Origin of the sequence: Rhodococcus sp. BH5 (assembly GCF_027583855.1) — a bacterium.
Classification (GTDB): domain Bacteria; phylum Actinomycetota; class Actinomycetes; order Mycobacteriales; family Mycobacteriaceae; genus Rhodococcus_F; species Rhodococcus_F qingshengii.
Genome location: NZ_JAJHVW010000003.1, coordinates 180,014 through 195,356 on the forward strand (window position 1 = coordinate 180,014; position 15,343 = coordinate 195,356).

Below are 15,343 nucleotides of genomic sequence, written 5' to 3' on the forward strand. Positions count from 1 at the left end.
TGTTCAACTTTCGTGGCGGTCGCACACTCACCCGTGAGCGGCCGCCACGATCACGTCTGCCACTGCCCCTGGCTGGGAAACCAGCGATGCGTGCGAGGTCGGGAGTTCGCTGGTGTTCGCGCCCATCCGGTTTGCCATGAACCGCTGCGCCGATGCTGGGATCACGCGATCCTCACCGGCAACCAGATACCAGCTCGGTGTGTTCGCCCACGACGGTGGCCCGCCGAGCTCGAGGTTCGCCCACAAAGCCGCAGACTTCTGATGCGCCAACATCGTTGCCGCTGTCTCGCCGGAAACATCCTGAGCGAAGACGGAATGGAAATACTCGTCCGTGACGTAGCCGTCGACGTTCTTCCCGCCGATCGCGTGAGGATCGTCGATGATCTTCAATCCCAGAGCCGGAGGAAGCAATTGGCTGCCAGGAAACCTGATGGGATCGATCGTGATCTGCACCGGCTCACCCTGAACCGGAGCAAACGCCGCGATGTACACCAACGACTGCACCTTCGGGTCGTGAACATTGGTGATCACCGCGCCGCCGTACGAGTGTCCGACGAGCACGACAGGTCCGTCGATGTCCGCAACCGTCTTCTCGATCAAGGACGCGTCGTAAGCGGGCCCGCGTAGAGGATTGTCCGGCGTCACGACGCGATAGCCACGCGAGCGTAGATCGGCGGCAACGCCGTCCCAACTGGTCGCGTCGGCAAAAGCGCCGTGGACGAGAACGACGGTTGGCTTGGGGCTCGCCACCGCAGCGCCGGAGCCGAAGATCACTCCAGCCGCGACTGTCATGAGTAACGCCAGAACTGCGGTGAATACACGTGAGATCTTCATGCGTTTCCTTCACTCTCGTCGAAAAGCGAGAAACTGCGGTAAGCCGGGACACGCCCGTTTCGATCCTAGAAATACCTGCTGCGACGGACGTGACTGTCCGTGCAGACTTTTGAGCTCACACTGCACAACTTCTGGTTGAGCGTCCGCATCGCGGGGTATCAGGGCTGCATGGCTTTGCTCCTGGATACTTCCGTGCTGGAGCCTGACCAACGCGCGGACGCCTTTGTCGACGCGATGGGTCGTGCCTCGGTCCCGTGTGCAATCCACTTGGAGAACCCGGAACGGGTGAGTGCGAGAATGAACGTGTGGAACCTCGGTGCAGCATCACTGTTCCGCTCCGAGTCGACCGGTATGCGGTTGACCCGAACACCACGTCACGTCCGGTCCGCGTCGATGCCCGTCCTTGCGATTGCCCTGCAGGAGAGCGGGATCGGCCATCTAGATCAGCACGACGAACAACGTAGAGTGCCCGCCGGTGAACTGTTGATGACGGACCTGACGTCTACCTACGATTTCTCCTGGCCGGGAACGGGCGCTTCCCAGTGCCTCTACGTTCCGATGGATCGGCTGGGACTGCCGATCGACACCGTGCGGGACGCAGCTACCCGGCCTCATCACAGCAATCTGTACCCCGTGATGATCGCGCACGTTCGTGAATTGTTCCGCAGCGCCGCTCTGTTGGAGACCGATCCTGCCGCCGAACAATTGGGCGAGGCCTCAATCGAACTCGCGCGTGCTTTGGTCGCTTCGATCGCACATGCGAATCCTGACGCATCCGCTCCGAGATCGGCCCTTGCCATGACTTCGATCCGTCGATACATCCGTGAACACCTTCACGATCCGACACTGAATCCCGCACGAATTGCTCACGCCCACAACATCTCACTGCGACAGCTGTACAAGATCTGCTCGGACAACGAATTCCGGCTCGAACAGTGGATCATCACCCAGCGCCTGCAGAAGGCTCGGGACGAACTGGCTCGACCCGCTACCGTCGACCTGCCGATCGCGACCGTTGCGCACCGGGCGGGGTTTGTCGACGCCGGACACTTCAGCCGACGCTTTCGACAGGCCTACGGGCTGAGCCCGACTCGTTGGCGTCAGCTCCGCAATTGAAGCAGCGCCACAACGTCCGACTGACCACGACTTTCGGCATTGTCCAACGCGGTCTTCCCCGATGCATCGCGGATCGAGGGATCTGCCCCCGCGTCGAGAAGCTGAGTGATCACGTCGATATAGCGCGCCGAACCATCGCCGTACACAACGGCTTCGAGTAGCGCCGTCCACCCGGGATCGTTGACGTGATTGACCGGAACCCCGGCAGCGATCAGCATCCGGACGGTCTCGACTTGCGCGTGTTCACTCGCGGGAATCAGCGCCGTACCGCCGTAACGGTTCACGCTGTCGACGTCCGCGCCGTGGGCGAGCGTGAGCGCCAGAATCTCGTTCAACCCCTCGGCTCCGGAATACAGGAAGGCCGAATCCTGCATGGAATCCTTCGCGTTCACGTCTGCTCCGGCAAGAATCAACGTAGAAGCCGCAGCGACGGCGTTGTTCTTGGTGGCCTCGACGAGTGGAGTCCGTTCGCCCTCGCCGCGCGCTTCGATGTTCGCGCCGGCAGTCAGGGCAGCGGTAACAGCTGCGGGATCATTGCGGTCCACAGCATCGAAGAGCGCGCGTTCGGATTCCGGCGTCGATGGTGGATTTACACCCGTAGGCGGTACAGCTGCCGTTGTTGGTGCTGACGCCGCGGTTGTCGGCGTCAGCGGGGTGTCGGACGAACTGCAGCCAGCCAACGCTCCGGTCACCGATGCCGCGAAGATTGCGCAGGCGAGGACAGACCTGCGCGGCCGCGCCATCACAACGAATCACTTTCTTGGACAAGTGTTTCGAGCGTCATCCTGACGGCGTCCAGATGTTCGGCCATCGCCCTGGAGGCGTGGTCGTAACTGCCGGATGCGATTCCTTCGACTATTCGTTCGTGTTCCTCGTTCGACCTTTCCTGGCGACCGGCAACAAGATTGAGTGTCTCGGACTGCCTTGTCAACGCTTCACGAATATCGACGATTACCGACTCGAAGACCCGATTCCTACTGGCTTTCGCGATCAGTCCGTGGAACTGCGCATCGAGTGCGACCCATACGAGCGGATCATCCTCGTCACGCATCTGCTGGACCAGTCCGCGGAGGGCCGTCAACTCCTCCACTGTGTGCCGTTGGGCAGCCCACCCTGCGGCCGGAATTTCGACATGCGGCCGCGCTTCGACCAACTCGTTGGCCGCGTAGCTGCCGAAGTCGAGGTCTCGCGCTATCGAATCGCTGACGACGAAGGTGCCGAGCCCGGATTTCGTCTCGGTGAGCCCGAGGGCATGGCACGAGCGCAGGGCTTCACGGATGACCGATCGACTGACCCCGTGTCTTTCGGCCAGGGACGCCTCGGACGGGAGACGCTCTCCGACTGCCAGTTCGCCGGAGGTTATTGCGGCACGGAGGTCGGCGAGAACCGCCTCGGCAGCACTCACCCGCGAGGCGACGGGTCGCCTGGTGGCCCAGCTGTCTGACAGGTTCATGCCGTCATTGTTGCGACTGCCGAAGTCCCGCGTCAAACATCGCACTTGATGAAGGGTTGACGTGCCGGAGTGAGCGAGGTAACAATTACACCTGTCAGACAGCCTGATAGCCCGATAGCAGGGCGGGACTACTACTCGACCGTCAGCGCTGCGATCCCGAAATACACCCACCGCGCAGAGTGATGCTTGCGCGAAGAGACACGAGGAATTGATCAAGTGCTCGAAACGCGAACAGAACACGATCTGCTCGGCGATCGCGAGGTTCCAGCCGATTCGTACTGGGGTATCCACACCTTGCGCGCAATGGAGAACTTCCCGATCACTGGTCGAACAATCTCCACGAACCCGCATCTGATCCGCGGCATCGCTTACGTCAAGTGGGCCGCAGCCAGCGCAAACGAAAAGCTGGGCATCCTCGACCGCCCGCGCGCGGAGGCCATCTCACAGGCATGCAAGGAGATCGTGGACGGGCGGTGGCACGAACAGTTCGTGGTGGACGTCATCCAGGGTGGCGCCGGCACGTCGACGAACATGAATGCGAACGAGGTCATCGCCAATCGCGCGTTGGAAATCCTCGGCCACCAGCGCGGCGACTACGAACGGCTTCACCCCAATGAACACGTGAACCTGAGCCAATCGACCAACGACGTCTACCCCACGGCCGTGAATATCTCGACGATCTTCGCGATCGATGACCTGCTGGATGCACTTCTTACACTCCAGAACGCATTCACGACCAAATCTCTTCAGTTCGCCGACACAGTGAAGATGGGACGCACCCAACTGCAGGACGCCGTGCCGATGACTCTGGGTCAGGAGTTCGGCACCTACGCGGTCATGATCGAGGAGGATCGGGCGCGTCTGGCTGAGGCCGCTCTTCTCGTTCACGAGATCAACCTCGGCGCGACTGCTATCGGCACTGGCCTCAACGCACCCGCCGGCTACGCCGAGGTGGCCTGTTCCGACCTGCGCGCACTGACCGGACTGCCGCTGGTGTTGGCAACGGATCTGGTCGAAGCGACCCAAGACGTGGGCCAGTTCGTCCACCTCTCCGGCGTCCTCAAGCGGGTCGCTGTGAAGTTGTCCAAGGTGTGCAACGATCTCCGGCTGCTCTCTTCGGGCCCGCGAGCCGGATTGAACGAGATCAATCTTCCACCGGTGCAGGCAGGTTCGTCGATCATGCCGGGCAAGGTCAATCCTGTCATTCCCGAAGTCCTCAATCAGGTCGCGTACGAAGTCATCGGCAACGACGTGACGATCACGATGGCTGCGGAATCCGGTCAGCTCCAACTCAACGCTTTCGAGCCGATCATCGTGCACTCACTGTCCGAAGGAATGCGACACCTCGGTGCGGCTTGCCGCATTTTGGCGGACCGGTGCGTACTCGGCATCACGGCTAACACTGAACTGCTGCGCGCCCGAGTCGAAGACTCCATCGGCCTCGTCACCGCGCTCAACCCCTACATCGGATATACCGCGTCCACTCGGATCGCCCAGGAGGCGTTGATTTCCGGGCGTCGCGTCGCCGATCTCGTAATCGAAGCCGGCCTGCTCGACCGCGAGGAACTCGATCGGTTGCTCAGCCCCGAACATCTCGCCAATCTCCGCGTTTCGGGGGAGAAGCCTCATGCCACCGCTGTTGCGGAGGAGGTTTGATGACCGTCGAACGGGAAGGGACAGGCCGCGCCGAAGTTGCCACTGAGGAGGATCTCGGATATCAGAAGGCGCTCGGCCCTAGACAAATTCAGATGATCGCGATCGGTGGCGCGATCGGAACCGGCCTTTTCATGGGGGCGGGAGGGCGACTACAACAGGCGGGCCCGGCCTTGGTTCTCGTGTACGCGCTGTGCGGATTCTTCGCGTTCCTGATCCTGAGGGCGCTCGGCGAACTGGTGATGCACCGACCGACTTCCGGATCCTTCGTTTCCTACGCACGCGAATTCTTCGGCGAAAAGATGGCTTTCGCTGCGGGATGGTTGTACTGGATGAACTGGGCAATGACTGCCGTGGTCGACGTCACGGCTGTGGCGTTGTACATGAACTTCTTCAAAAAGTACTGGGCGCCACTGGGACACATCGATCAGTGGATGTTCGCTCTGATCGCGGTGTTGCTGGTTCTCGGACTGAATCTCGTGTCCGTGAAAGTCTTCGGAGAGTTGGAGTTCTGGTTCGCGTTGATCAAGGTCGTGGCCTTGACCGCATTCCTCGGGTTCGGTGTCTATTTCGTACTCTTCGGCACACCCATCGAAGGGCATTCCTCCGGATTCAGCCTGATCGCCGACAACGGTGGGCTGTTCCCCAACGGAATACTGCCGGCAGTCGTGGTGATTCAGGGCGTCGTGTTCGCCTACGCTTCAATTGAACTCGTGGGGACCACGGCTGGAGAGACCGAAAATCCCCGGAAGGTGATACCCAAGGCGATCAACACAGTGATCATTCGGATCCTCGTCTTCTACGTGGGGTCGGTCCTGCTGCTCTCACTGTTGCTCCCGTACACCGAATACCACGCCGGTGAAAGTCCATTCGTCACATTCTTCGGTTCGATCAACATCCAAGGCGCAGATGCGATCATGAATCTGGTCGTTCTCACGGCGGCGTTGTCTTCCCTCAATGCCGGATTGTATTCGACCGGACGAATACTCCATTCGATGGCGACGGCCGGTTCGGCGCCTGCCTTCGCTGCCAGAATGAACAAAGCCGGAGTGCCGTACGGGGGAATCGCACTCACCGGCGTGGTCATCCTGTTCGGCGTCGGGCTCAATGCTGTTGTCCCAGCGCAGGCCTTCGAAATAGTCCTCAATCTTGCGGCACTGGGCATCATCAGTGCATGGGCGGTAATTGTGCTGTGCCAGTTGAGGCTCTGGCAACTTGCGAAACAAGGCAAAGTCACTCGCCCTTCCTTCCGCATATTCGGCGCACCGTACACCGGGATCGCGACACTGGTCTTTCTTGCGGTCGTTATCGTGTTGATGGCATTCGACAACCCTGTTGGAACGTGGACCGTCGGATCCATCGCGATCATCGCACCGCTCTTGATGATTGGTTGGTACGCCGCCAGGAATCGTATTCGCGAGTTGGCCATCCACCACCCCGCAGCTTGACGTGAAAGGACCACAGTGTCGAAAGTCGCAGTTGTCACTACCGGTGGCACCATCGCCAGCACCCGGGATGCGCATGGAATCAGCCGGCCCGCAATCACCGGTGCAGATCTGGTCGGCAACGAGCAGACCGACATCGAGCTTCGAGTCGTCGACGTGATGTCGAAGGACAGCTCGAGCATGACCTTCGCGGACATGGATCGTGTTCGCGACGCCGTAGCCGATCAATTGAAAGATCCCGGACTCGACTCGGTGGTCGTGCTTCACGGCACCGACACGATGGAGGAAACTGCGTTCTTGTTGGACCTGCACCACGACGACCAACGCCCGGTGGTCTTCACCGGCGCGCAGCGCACTTTCGACCATCCCGAATCCGACGCTCGTTCGAATCTCGCCGCGGCGATCTCAGCCGGACTGGACATCTCGTCACACGGGCGTGGTGTCCTCATCGCCTTCGGCGGTTCGGTCCATCCAGCCGCAGGTACGCGAAAGTCCGATACAACGGCACTCGATGCCTTCCGCCGCGTGCACATCGATCCGCTCCTGCTGCGCACGCCAGAACCATTGCCGTGGCATCCGATTTCGGATACCCGCGTCGACATCATCGCCGTGTATCCCGGGGCAGACCGCGTACAGATCGACGCCTGCGTGCACGCCGGGGCGCAGGGACTTGTTCTCGACGGACTCGGTTCGGGAAATGCCAATCCGACGATAGTCGAGGCCGTACGAGACTGCGTAGGCGCTCACATTCCGGTAGCCGTGACAACTCGGGTGCCCTCGGGGCCAATCTCCCCGGTTTACGGTGGCGGTGGTGGCGGGCACGACTTGATCGCCGCAGGCGCTGTATTTTCCACCGATCTTCGAGCCGGGCAGGCACGTGTACTTCTGGCAGCCTTGTTGTCAGATCCGGATCTCGTGGGCCTGGAAAAGGTATTCGACCGCTATTCGAGGTTTGCTCGCACCCCGCCGTTCGGGCGGTAGAACTGGCGACACCATTCATTGTTCGAAATTCACTCCACTAAATCAGGGACTTTGGTCCGAATTTTCGACTTGGACGCTTATTTGGTGTCCGAATTGGGTAGTTTCACATCATCTAACTCGTTCAAAATTTCGATCCAGCGGTCACGTCCAGTGCAGCCAGTCGAACAGGAGTCGGATGAGCAGCCCATTTCGTGATGCCGCTGCAGTAACGCTCGACGCGGCTCACCGCGTCGGGCAAGCGCACGTGCCAGGCGCCGCACTCAACGGTCGTTTTCACCCGCCAACTGCCGTGAAAGGACTGGTCGCGCGTCCGCGCCTGCACCGCAAACTCACCGCATCCACTGCCACCAAAGGCTCAGGCCCCGGGCCTGTCGGGTTGCTCTCGGCTCCGGCCGGTGCGGGGAAGACCCTACTTCTGGCCGATTGGGCTCGCGAATATTCTCGAGCCTCCCCTGATGTTGCGCTGGCCTGGCTGACGTTGGCCGAGCGCGACAACAACGTGTCGATACTGTGTGAATCCCTCGCCGAGGCGATCGCGACCTCCGTCGATGCGGCCGGCCAGAGGCTCCCCGTGCAGACCGGATCCAGGCCGCCCGTCGAGCAGTGGCTCGCGCACTTTGCGGAAACCCTCGAAACGCACGAGCGCCGAACAACGTTGATCCTCGACGACGTTCACACCCTCCACGATCCGATGTCGATCGGTCTCCTCGATCGGATACTCACACAGACCCCGGGCAACCTGTCGATTATCGTTGCCGCCCGCTACGAACCACCGCTCACGTGGCATCGTCTGGCTCTCGACGGCCGACTCACCCGCTTTGCATCCACCGATCTCGCTTTCGATCGCTCCGAGATCACCGCGATATTCGGCGAGTACGACATCACGCTGCGCGACGACGAACTCGCAATCGTCGAGAACTTCACCAAGGGGTGGGGCGCCGTTGTTCGCCTGACCGCCGCGTTTCTGGCCGGCCGCAGTGACATCGGCGATGCACTGGACGAGTTCACGCACACACCCCGCCCGATCGCCGACTTTCTCGTCGACGAGGTACTGACGTCCTTGCCCGAACATGTCACCTCGTTCATGTTGCGAACATCGGTAGTCGATTCTTTCTCCGCCCAACTGGCGGAAACTCTGACGGACTCGAACGCTCTATCCGAGATCGACTCGCTGATTCAGTTCAACTTCCCCGTGACCCGTACCGATTCCGCCGACCACACAACGTGGTTCAGCTATCACCCTCTCTTGCGCGAGCACCTTCGGGCAGAGTTCCGTCGCGTCGATCACGTCGAGAGAAACCGCGTACACCTGCGAGCAGCAAGCTGGTTCGAAAGCAATCACTTCGAACTCGAGGCGCTCGAACTCGAGGTGTCGATCGGAGACCCACACCGCATTCTCGCGTTTCTCGAACGCTGCGGGCTGGGCCTCGTACTCGACGGGCACTGCGGGGACGTCGTGCGAGTCCTGGAATCGGTGTCGACGCAGGTTTCGGAATCCCCGATCACCCGACTGGTGCTGGCGGCGGCCGCCCTCCACTCCGGTGACGTGACCTCGGCGACCACGTGCCTCGATCTTCTCGAGGCAACTCATCCACCGATTGCAGAAGATCCATTGTTCCTGGCGATGAGCCTGGAAATCTCCTGCGTTACGGCGACTTCCGACAACGAGCCGCTGGCGGCACGTCTGGAGCGGCGCCAGAAAAGCACCCACTCCGACATCGAAGCCTACGCACACATGGAATTGGCGACGGCACACTTACTGCGACGTGAGTTCGACAGGGCGACTGTCGAATACACTCAAGCCGTCGCACTCGGGACAATACGGGGCAGGGCGCGATTCGTCTTGAAGTCGCTGACCGGACTGGGCTACGTAGCTTCTCTCAGCGGAGACATCGGGGCGATGAGGGCTCACTCCGTCTACGCTCTCGACTACGCGGTCGAACATCGCATCACGACGACTGCGGAGTACGAGTTGTCCGCGTCGGTGGCCGCCTTTGCCACATATCTCTGCGCTTCGAGCGAACTCCCGTACCGCATCCCGACAATCGGAAACTACCGGAGCACAGACGTTCTCGGCGCCAGCGCGCCGGTGTTCGGGTGGCACTCCGTCGTAACCTTCGGCCTTCACAGTCTCGACGGCTCGACCGACCGACGCTCGACCGCCGCCGATGTCCGCGACGCGATGCTCAGCGCGATCGAATTACGTACCTTCGCGTTCGCGACCTTGGCTCTTCTACCACCCGTCGTCCACGCATGCCTTTCCGTCGGCGAGGTGGAATGGGCAGCGAGACTCGTGCGTGACGCAGCCGATCAATTCGGAGAAACGTCGGAGATACATCTCGCACGGGGTGCCGTCGCCTTCTCGTCCAACAAGTTCGCGGAAGCACTCGTCGAAGTTTCCGAAGCTCTCGGGTCCTCCGAAATCCCGTTGCTCGCACATCACGTCTACGCCTGGACACTCGAAGCCGGGATCCACGCTGCAACAGGTCACGAGCGCAAGTCGTTTCGCTCCCTCCACAAAGCGCTGCGCGCCGCGGAAGCCGGTAGCCTGCTACGCCCCTTCCTCGACTACGGCGCATCCCTGCGGCCGGTGTTCGACGAGTTCAGTGGACATTTCGGAGATCAAGAAGCATTTGCCGAACAGGTACGTAGCCGCATTCGCCCACAAGAATTGGTGAGTGCACCGATCCTCACGCCAGGCGAATACACCGTACTCCGTGAACTGGCTTCCGGAGACACCACCGAGTCCATTGCCGACACGCTGTTCCTTTCCGTCAACACCATCAAGACGCATCTTCGCGGGATCTATCGCAAGTTGGAAGTGAGCAACCGACGCGACGCGCTCAAGGCTGCGCGACGCGGCGGACTCATCTGAGCAAGACTGCTTCCATGCCCCCGAAGCTGTATTCCGATACGCGCGATCGATTGACCGTGTGGGCGAGACGTACACCCAGTCGACGGTTGGCGACTGATGCAACCATCGGGGTCTTCGAAGTCGGGCTCGTGGACAGCGCCATGACTTTGGCGGCCCAGGCCTTTACGTCATTGCTCCCGGTCATGATTGCAGCGTCGACCTTGGAGAAGCTGAAGCCGTTGGCTGATGCCGCCAAAGACGACCTCGGCGTCCAACTCCCCGACACCGTATTGACCAGTACCTCTACCGCGGCAGCGTTCGGGATTGTCGGCTTGCTCATGCTGCTGATCAGTTCCACGTCCTACGCTCGCGCTCTCGGCCGGATGTACGGACGGATCTGGAGCGTGCCGACGGCGACACTCCGTCAGGCGTGGCGGTGGTTCGCGGTAGTGTGCGTCGTGGCCGCGTCGGTGGTCGGTGCGGCCCTGTGCCGTGAACTGAATGGTGTTCCGGGAGTGGGCAGAGTCCTGGAATTCACAGCGGTCTACGTCGTGTGGGCACTCGTGTGGACAGCCGTGCCCATGCTGCTGACGGCCAATCGCATGACCACTCGAATGTGCGTCGGGTCAGGATTGCTCACCGCGACGGGCCTGACCGGACTGCACGTGGCCGGCACTCTTTTCCTCCCCCGAATGACAAAGACGTCGCAGGACGAGTTCGGTCTTCTGGGCGTGATGTTCACCGTCATCGGCTGGCTGTTCATCTTCTCGGCCATCGTGGTTGTCGCGTCGTCGATCGTCGGATCAGTGGCCAAAGATTCCGGTCCCCTGGGAATCTGGCTACGGACATCACGCTGAGGTGTTGTCTCGACCTGCAAGCGCTTTCGAGACGGTCGGATAGACGTCGACCTTCAGCGCGCCCTGGTCGGCACCGGACAGAACGTCGCGGAACTGCCCGATGTCGCGTGCCACTCGGAAGCTCACATTTCTGCGTGCCAACGAATCTCGAAGCTGAGCCAACATCTGCGCAGCGCTGACGTCGATGAACGGTGACGTCTCGGCGTCGAGAACGACCATGGTGGTGCCGGCGGTCACCAGACCGGTGATCTGATCACGCACGTGATCGGCATTGGCGAAGAACATCCCCGCTTCGACCCTGACCACTACGACGCCGTCGAGTGTCTTCAGATCAGGATGCCCACTGATGTCGACCCAGCGCGTGCCGTCCTTGGCCAGAGCGGCCACGTGCGGTTTGGAGACCCGATACAGGAGCAGCAACATCGAGACGGCGATTCCGATGATCAGACCGGGCAACGTGTCGAAGAGGAGAACCCCGAACATCGCCGCGATCGCCGCCGCGAAATCGGCCCGGGCAGCGTGCCCGTAGATACTGCCCAACCTCTTCGTCCACACCCGGTACAGCGCTGCGAGGGAGGAGAAATCGACCAGTTCGATCACTGCTGCGATGACCACAGCCGAGAGCGTCGCCTCTGGCAACTTCTCGAACAGGCCGGTGAGAAACAGCAGTGTCACCAGCGTCAGCGCCGCGACCACCAGTCCGCTGACCTGAGATTTGGCGCCCGCTCCTCCGTTGACGGCGGTCTTCGACAGGCTGCCGTTGACCACCATTCCCGAGCAGAGACCCGATCCGAGATTGGCCGCACCCAGTCCTGCCAGTTCACGATTGGCGTCGATGGTGTAGCCGGCTTTGGCCGCGTATGTCTTTGCAGCGCCAAGACCTTCGGCGAAACCGATGAGCAGAACGCCGACCGCAGGTCCGACCAGGTCGAGGTAGTCCTCGGCTCCCACACCACTCGGCAGACCCATCGACGGCAGGCCCGAGTCGATGTGTCCGACAATGTCGATGCCACGATCGTCGAGGCCGAACAACGCTACTGCGGTAATGCCCAGCAGCACGACGAGGAGCGAACCCGGTACGAGCGGAAGCCATCGCTTGACGCCCAGGACCATTGCCAGGCTGAGCAATCCGATGATCACGGTCGGTAGGTCGACCTCACCCAGTTCCTTCACCACTGTCCACGTCTGGACGAAGAAGTTTCCCTCCCCCTTGTCCACGCCCAGGAGTTTGGGTACTTGACCGATGATGATCGTGAGCGCCAGACCGACGATGAATCCCTTGAGAACCGGCTCGGAGATGAAGGACGCGATGAATCCGAGGCGCATGAATCCTGCGAGCAGTCCGACGAGCCCGGTCACGATCGCCAATGCCGCCGACAGCGCGATGAATCGGCCGTCGTTTCCTGAAGCCAATGGCGCAATCATCGCCGCGGACAACGCTGCGGTCGCCGACATCGGCCCGACGATCAGATGGCGCGAACTGCCGGCTGCTGCATACAGAATCAATGACGGAACCGCAGCATAAAGCCCGACCACCGGCGGAACTCCGGCGATGGTGGCGTACGCGAGCGCTTCCGGAACAAGGACAGCCCACACCGTAAGGCCCGCAATGATGTCGGGGCGAAGCCAAGCGCGTTGATAGTCGGACAACGATCCGAAGACCCACCAGGTCCGCGTGTGCGGAGCACTCATAGTCCTTGCACCCCTTTACTGATCTGCATCGCCGCGATCAGGACGAGGAGCCCGACGTTCAGCAAGTGCGTGTTGGTGGCTATCCAGGTGCGGATCTTCAGCAGCGGTTCGGTTGCCTCGTCCTTCTTGATCAGCAGGAGGGCAACAGGTACCGCGACCGAGGTCACGGACACCAACGAGAAGATCACGGCCGAGACGATCTGCGACGTCGGTGCCACGGTGCTGAGACGAAGGTTCATCGCTGCTGCGATGGCACACGACATGTCGATGGGGTTGAGAACGAACAGCGCGAAACCGAGCACACCGGATCGCATTGGTTGGAAGTGCTCAACCGATTGCAGCATCTTCGGCAGCTGAGGGGCCGCAGCCACAACGTCGCCAGGGGCAACTGCAGCCGCCATCGCCTGAACCCCGCGACGACTGCGTGAGTAGACGAACCAGGCACCCGCCAGCAGAGTTGCCCCGAGAACGAGATGGATGATGGGCACCCACAGCGGAGGGTGTGTGCGCTGATGAACCTGGAGTGCGGTCAAGATGACGTACGAACCGGCCAGCGCGACAACTATTCCGAGATACCACCCGATCAGGTACGCAATGCTGTTGATACGCGCTCGTTCGGAAAACAGTACGGCCACAACGGCGACAACCGCCAGCGGGCTCATGATGATCCCGAGCGCCAGCGGGATCTGTTGCAGTAGCAGCGATCCCATAACTACCTCCAGTTGTCAGAGACCGCCGATGCCCTTGCCGATGAGAACAACACCGATAACCAGGATCAACACACTCATCACCGTGGCGTTGTTTTCCTGCAACCACACCTTCAGCTTGGCCAGCGGACCACGCAGTCGCTCCGCGGCAACGAGGTAGCCGATCACGGGCACGCACACTGTGCAGGCCGCGATGATCGTGAAAACCAGAATGGCGACAACAACTTCTCCGGAACCCAATGACGCGGATCCGATCGAGATTCCGGCCGCGATACACATCATCAGATTCTTCGGATTGATCGCAGCCAGAGCGAAGCCCAAGCCGAGGCCTTTGACAGCGGTCATGTCATCGATGGCGTGCATCCACTTCGGGGTTTCGTGCTCGCCTCCGCGTCCGCGCCATTGCTTGACTCCGAACGCAAGAAGCAATACACCCAACGCCAGCTTGATCCACGACACTGTCGCTGACGGATCACCTTCGGAGTCACCGAGCTTGCTGGACAGAAGCACGAAGATCACGGTGGCGACGACGATTCCCAGTATCCAGCCCAGCGCGAACCCGACGCTCGTGCTGCCGGCACGCTTGGACAACAACATCAAGATTGCCGCGATGATCGGGATCGGCGATACCGCAACGCCGACCGCGAGGGGTAACAGATCCCCGATGACAGATCCCATGCCGACCTCTTCTCTCTCCCGGTCGACACTAGGGGTGGCGACTCTACGGAGCCTCACACAAAAGGGATGAACGGACCCGCGACGACATTCACCCGTAGGGGATGACGCCCCGAGCGCGTACGGGAGTAAGACTGGATCCCACGGATGCGGAGTCCTGGATCGGGCAGCGACGCCGATTGCACTTGACGACATGCGATTTCGAGGCTCGGAGCGCTGCCTTCTCGAACCTCATGGCCCTACGAAATGGAGCGGATACTGATGAATGCTCCCACTCGGTATCAATTCCTCATCGACGGCGAAGTGTCGGACCGCGTCAAGGCCGCATTTCCTGAACTCAGTGTCGCCAGTGCCGCCGGCGGGTTCACCAGTTTGTACGGACCCGTCGCGGACCACACGGCTATGCGGAGCATCATGGCCCGTCTCGATTCCCTCGGCCTGACCGTCGCCGAAATGCGTCGACTCCCAGACTGATCCGAGCCACACCCTGTCGAAATGTCCCACGCACGAGCGATGGTCCCGACCGAGTCGACTCGGTCGGGACCAACTGCTCTCGGGTTGTTCGGTGCCTAGACTCTGTCCCTGTCCCAGGTCGCGACCGCCCAGATCACAACGACATCGAGCGCGATGACCAGGATCGACCACAGTGGGTAATACGGCATCCACAAGAAGTTGGCGATGATCGAGAGCGACGCAATGACGATTGCCGCCGCCCTGGCCCACACTGCACCGGTGAAGAGGCCGAGGGCCACCACGATCCCGATGATGCCCAAGATGATGTGGATCCAACCCCACGTCGTGATGTCGAACTTGTACGTGTAGTTGATACCCACGACAAACAGATTGTTGTCGGCAACGGCCGCGATGCCCTGAAGCAGAGCGACAATGCCTGCGGTGAGCAGCAGGATTGCTGCTGCAAACGTCGTACCTACCGCGAAACCCTGCCGGACAGGGTGATTCGCGGGTTCCCGCGGTGGAGCAGTCATCAGCGTTCCTTTCGACAGAATGCACTTCCCTTACTCAGTCTCGAGGGGCTGGAAGGCGAAAACATCACCCGTCGCGGATGAACCGCAGGT

At 61.0% G+C, this 15,343-nt stretch carries 14 protein-coding genes; 7 read left to right on the top strand and 7 right to left on the bottom strand.

What is annotated here, in order from left to right:
- Nucleotides 1–27: 27 nt before the first annotated feature.
- On the bottom strand, nt 28–834 hold the full coding sequence (locus RhoBH5_RS09875) for an alpha/beta fold hydrolase (protein WP_270008206.1): 807 nt from the start codon (nt 832–834) through the stop codon (nt 28–30).
- Between the two features lie 99 nt (nt 835–933).
- Between RhoBH5_RS09875 and RhoBH5_RS09880 the strand changes: the two genes are divergently transcribed.
- Complete coding sequence (locus tag RhoBH5_RS09880) at nt 934–1,950, top strand: helix-turn-helix domain-containing protein (protein WP_270008207.1); 1,017 nt, start codon at nt 934–936, stop codon at nt 1,948–1,950.
- On the opposite strand, the gene RhoBH5_RS09885 is transcribed toward RhoBH5_RS09880, so the two are convergent.
- Entirely contained in the window at nt 1,935–2,693 is a 759-nt protein-coding gene (locus tag RhoBH5_RS09885) for an ankyrin repeat domain-containing protein (protein ID WP_270008208.1), read from the bottom strand. The genes RhoBH5_RS09880 and RhoBH5_RS09885 overlap by 16 nt on opposite strands.
- Nucleotides 2,693–3,403 (bottom strand): FadR/GntR family transcriptional regulator, encoded by a 711-nt coding sequence (locus RhoBH5_RS09890; RefSeq protein ID WP_075834731.1) that lies wholly within the window; start codon nt 3,401–3,403, stop codon nt 2,693–2,695. The genes RhoBH5_RS09885 and RhoBH5_RS09890 overlap by 1 nt, the downstream gene beginning before the upstream one ends.
- A gap of 216 nt (nt 3,404–3,619) precedes the next feature.
- Here RhoBH5_RS09890 and RhoBH5_RS09895 point away from each other — a divergent pair, with 216 nt between their 5' ends.
- The 5 genes from RhoBH5_RS09895 to RhoBH5_RS09915 all read left to right on the top strand — a co-directional run bounded on the left by RhoBH5_RS09895 (nt 3,620) and on the right by RhoBH5_RS09915 (nt 11,193).
- Nucleotides 3,620–5,059, top strand: a complete 1,440-nt coding sequence (locus RhoBH5_RS09895) for an aspartate ammonia-lyase (protein WP_270008209.1) — start codon at nt 3,620–3,622, stop codon at nt 5,057–5,059.
- Nucleotides 5,059–6,504, top strand: a complete 1,446-nt coding sequence (locus RhoBH5_RS09900) for an amino acid permease (RefSeq protein ID WP_270008210.1) — start codon at nt 5,059–5,061, stop codon at nt 6,502–6,504. Before RhoBH5_RS09895 ends, RhoBH5_RS09900 begins: the two co-directional genes overlap by 1 nt.
- 15 nt (nt 6,505–6,519) lie before the next feature.
- Complete coding sequence (locus tag RhoBH5_RS09905; RefSeq protein WP_007730395.1) at nt 6,520–7,482, top strand: asparaginase; 963 nt, start codon at nt 6,520–6,522, stop codon at nt 7,480–7,482.
- Nucleotides 7,483–7,657: 175 nt separating this feature from the next.
- Nucleotides 7,658–10,357, top strand: a complete 2,700-nt coding sequence (locus RhoBH5_RS09910) for a helix-turn-helix transcriptional regulator (protein WP_193594811.1) — start codon at nt 7,658–7,660, stop codon at nt 10,355–10,357.
- Between the two features lie 14 nt (nt 10,358–10,371).
- Nucleotides 10,372–11,193 carry a hypothetical protein gene (locus tag RhoBH5_RS09915; protein WP_003942972.1) on the top strand — a complete coding sequence of 274 codons (822 nt, stop codon included), beginning with the start codon at nt 10,372–10,374 and terminating at the stop codon, nt 11,191–11,193.
- Here RhoBH5_RS09915 and RhoBH5_RS09920 read toward each other — a convergent pair.
- The 3 genes from RhoBH5_RS09920 to RhoBH5_RS09930 are packed head-to-tail and all read right to left on the bottom strand — an operon-like array spanning nt 11,185 to nt 14,270.
- Nucleotides 11,185–12,885, bottom strand: coding sequence for a SulP family inorganic anion transporter (locus RhoBH5_RS09920; protein ID WP_050655018.1), 1,701 nt, complete (start codon nt 12,883–12,885; stop codon nt 11,185–11,187). The genes RhoBH5_RS09915 and RhoBH5_RS09920 overlap by 9 nt on opposite strands.
- Complete coding sequence (locus RhoBH5_RS09925; protein WP_042451601.1) at nt 12,882–13,595, bottom strand: GAP family protein; 714 nt, start codon at nt 13,593–13,595, stop codon at nt 12,882–12,884. Before RhoBH5_RS09925 ends, RhoBH5_RS09920 begins: the two co-directional genes overlap by 4 nt.
- Before the next feature lie 15 nt (nt 13,596–13,610).
- Nucleotides 13,611–14,270: a GAP family protein gene (locus RhoBH5_RS09930; RefSeq protein ID WP_007730384.1), complete on the bottom strand. Its 660-nt coding sequence runs from the start codon at nt 14,268–14,270 to the stop codon at nt 13,611–13,613.
- 258 nt (nt 14,271–14,528) lie between these two features.
- On the opposite strand from RhoBH5_RS09930, the gene RhoBH5_RS09935 reads away from it, so the two are divergent.
- Nucleotides 14,529–14,741 (top strand): hypothetical protein, encoded by a 213-nt coding sequence (locus tag RhoBH5_RS09935; RefSeq protein ID WP_003943015.1) that lies wholly within the window; start codon nt 14,529–14,531, stop codon nt 14,739–14,741.
- 95 nt (nt 14,742–14,836) lie between these two features.
- Here RhoBH5_RS09935 and RhoBH5_RS09940 read toward each other — a convergent pair whose 3' ends face one another.
- Nucleotides 14,837–15,253 carry a DUF7144 family membrane protein gene (locus RhoBH5_RS09940; protein WP_003943077.1) on the bottom strand — a complete coding sequence of 139 codons (417 nt, stop codon included), beginning with the start codon at nt 15,251–15,253 and terminating at the stop codon, nt 14,837–14,839.
- Nucleotides 15,254–15,343: the final 90 nt, after the last annotated feature.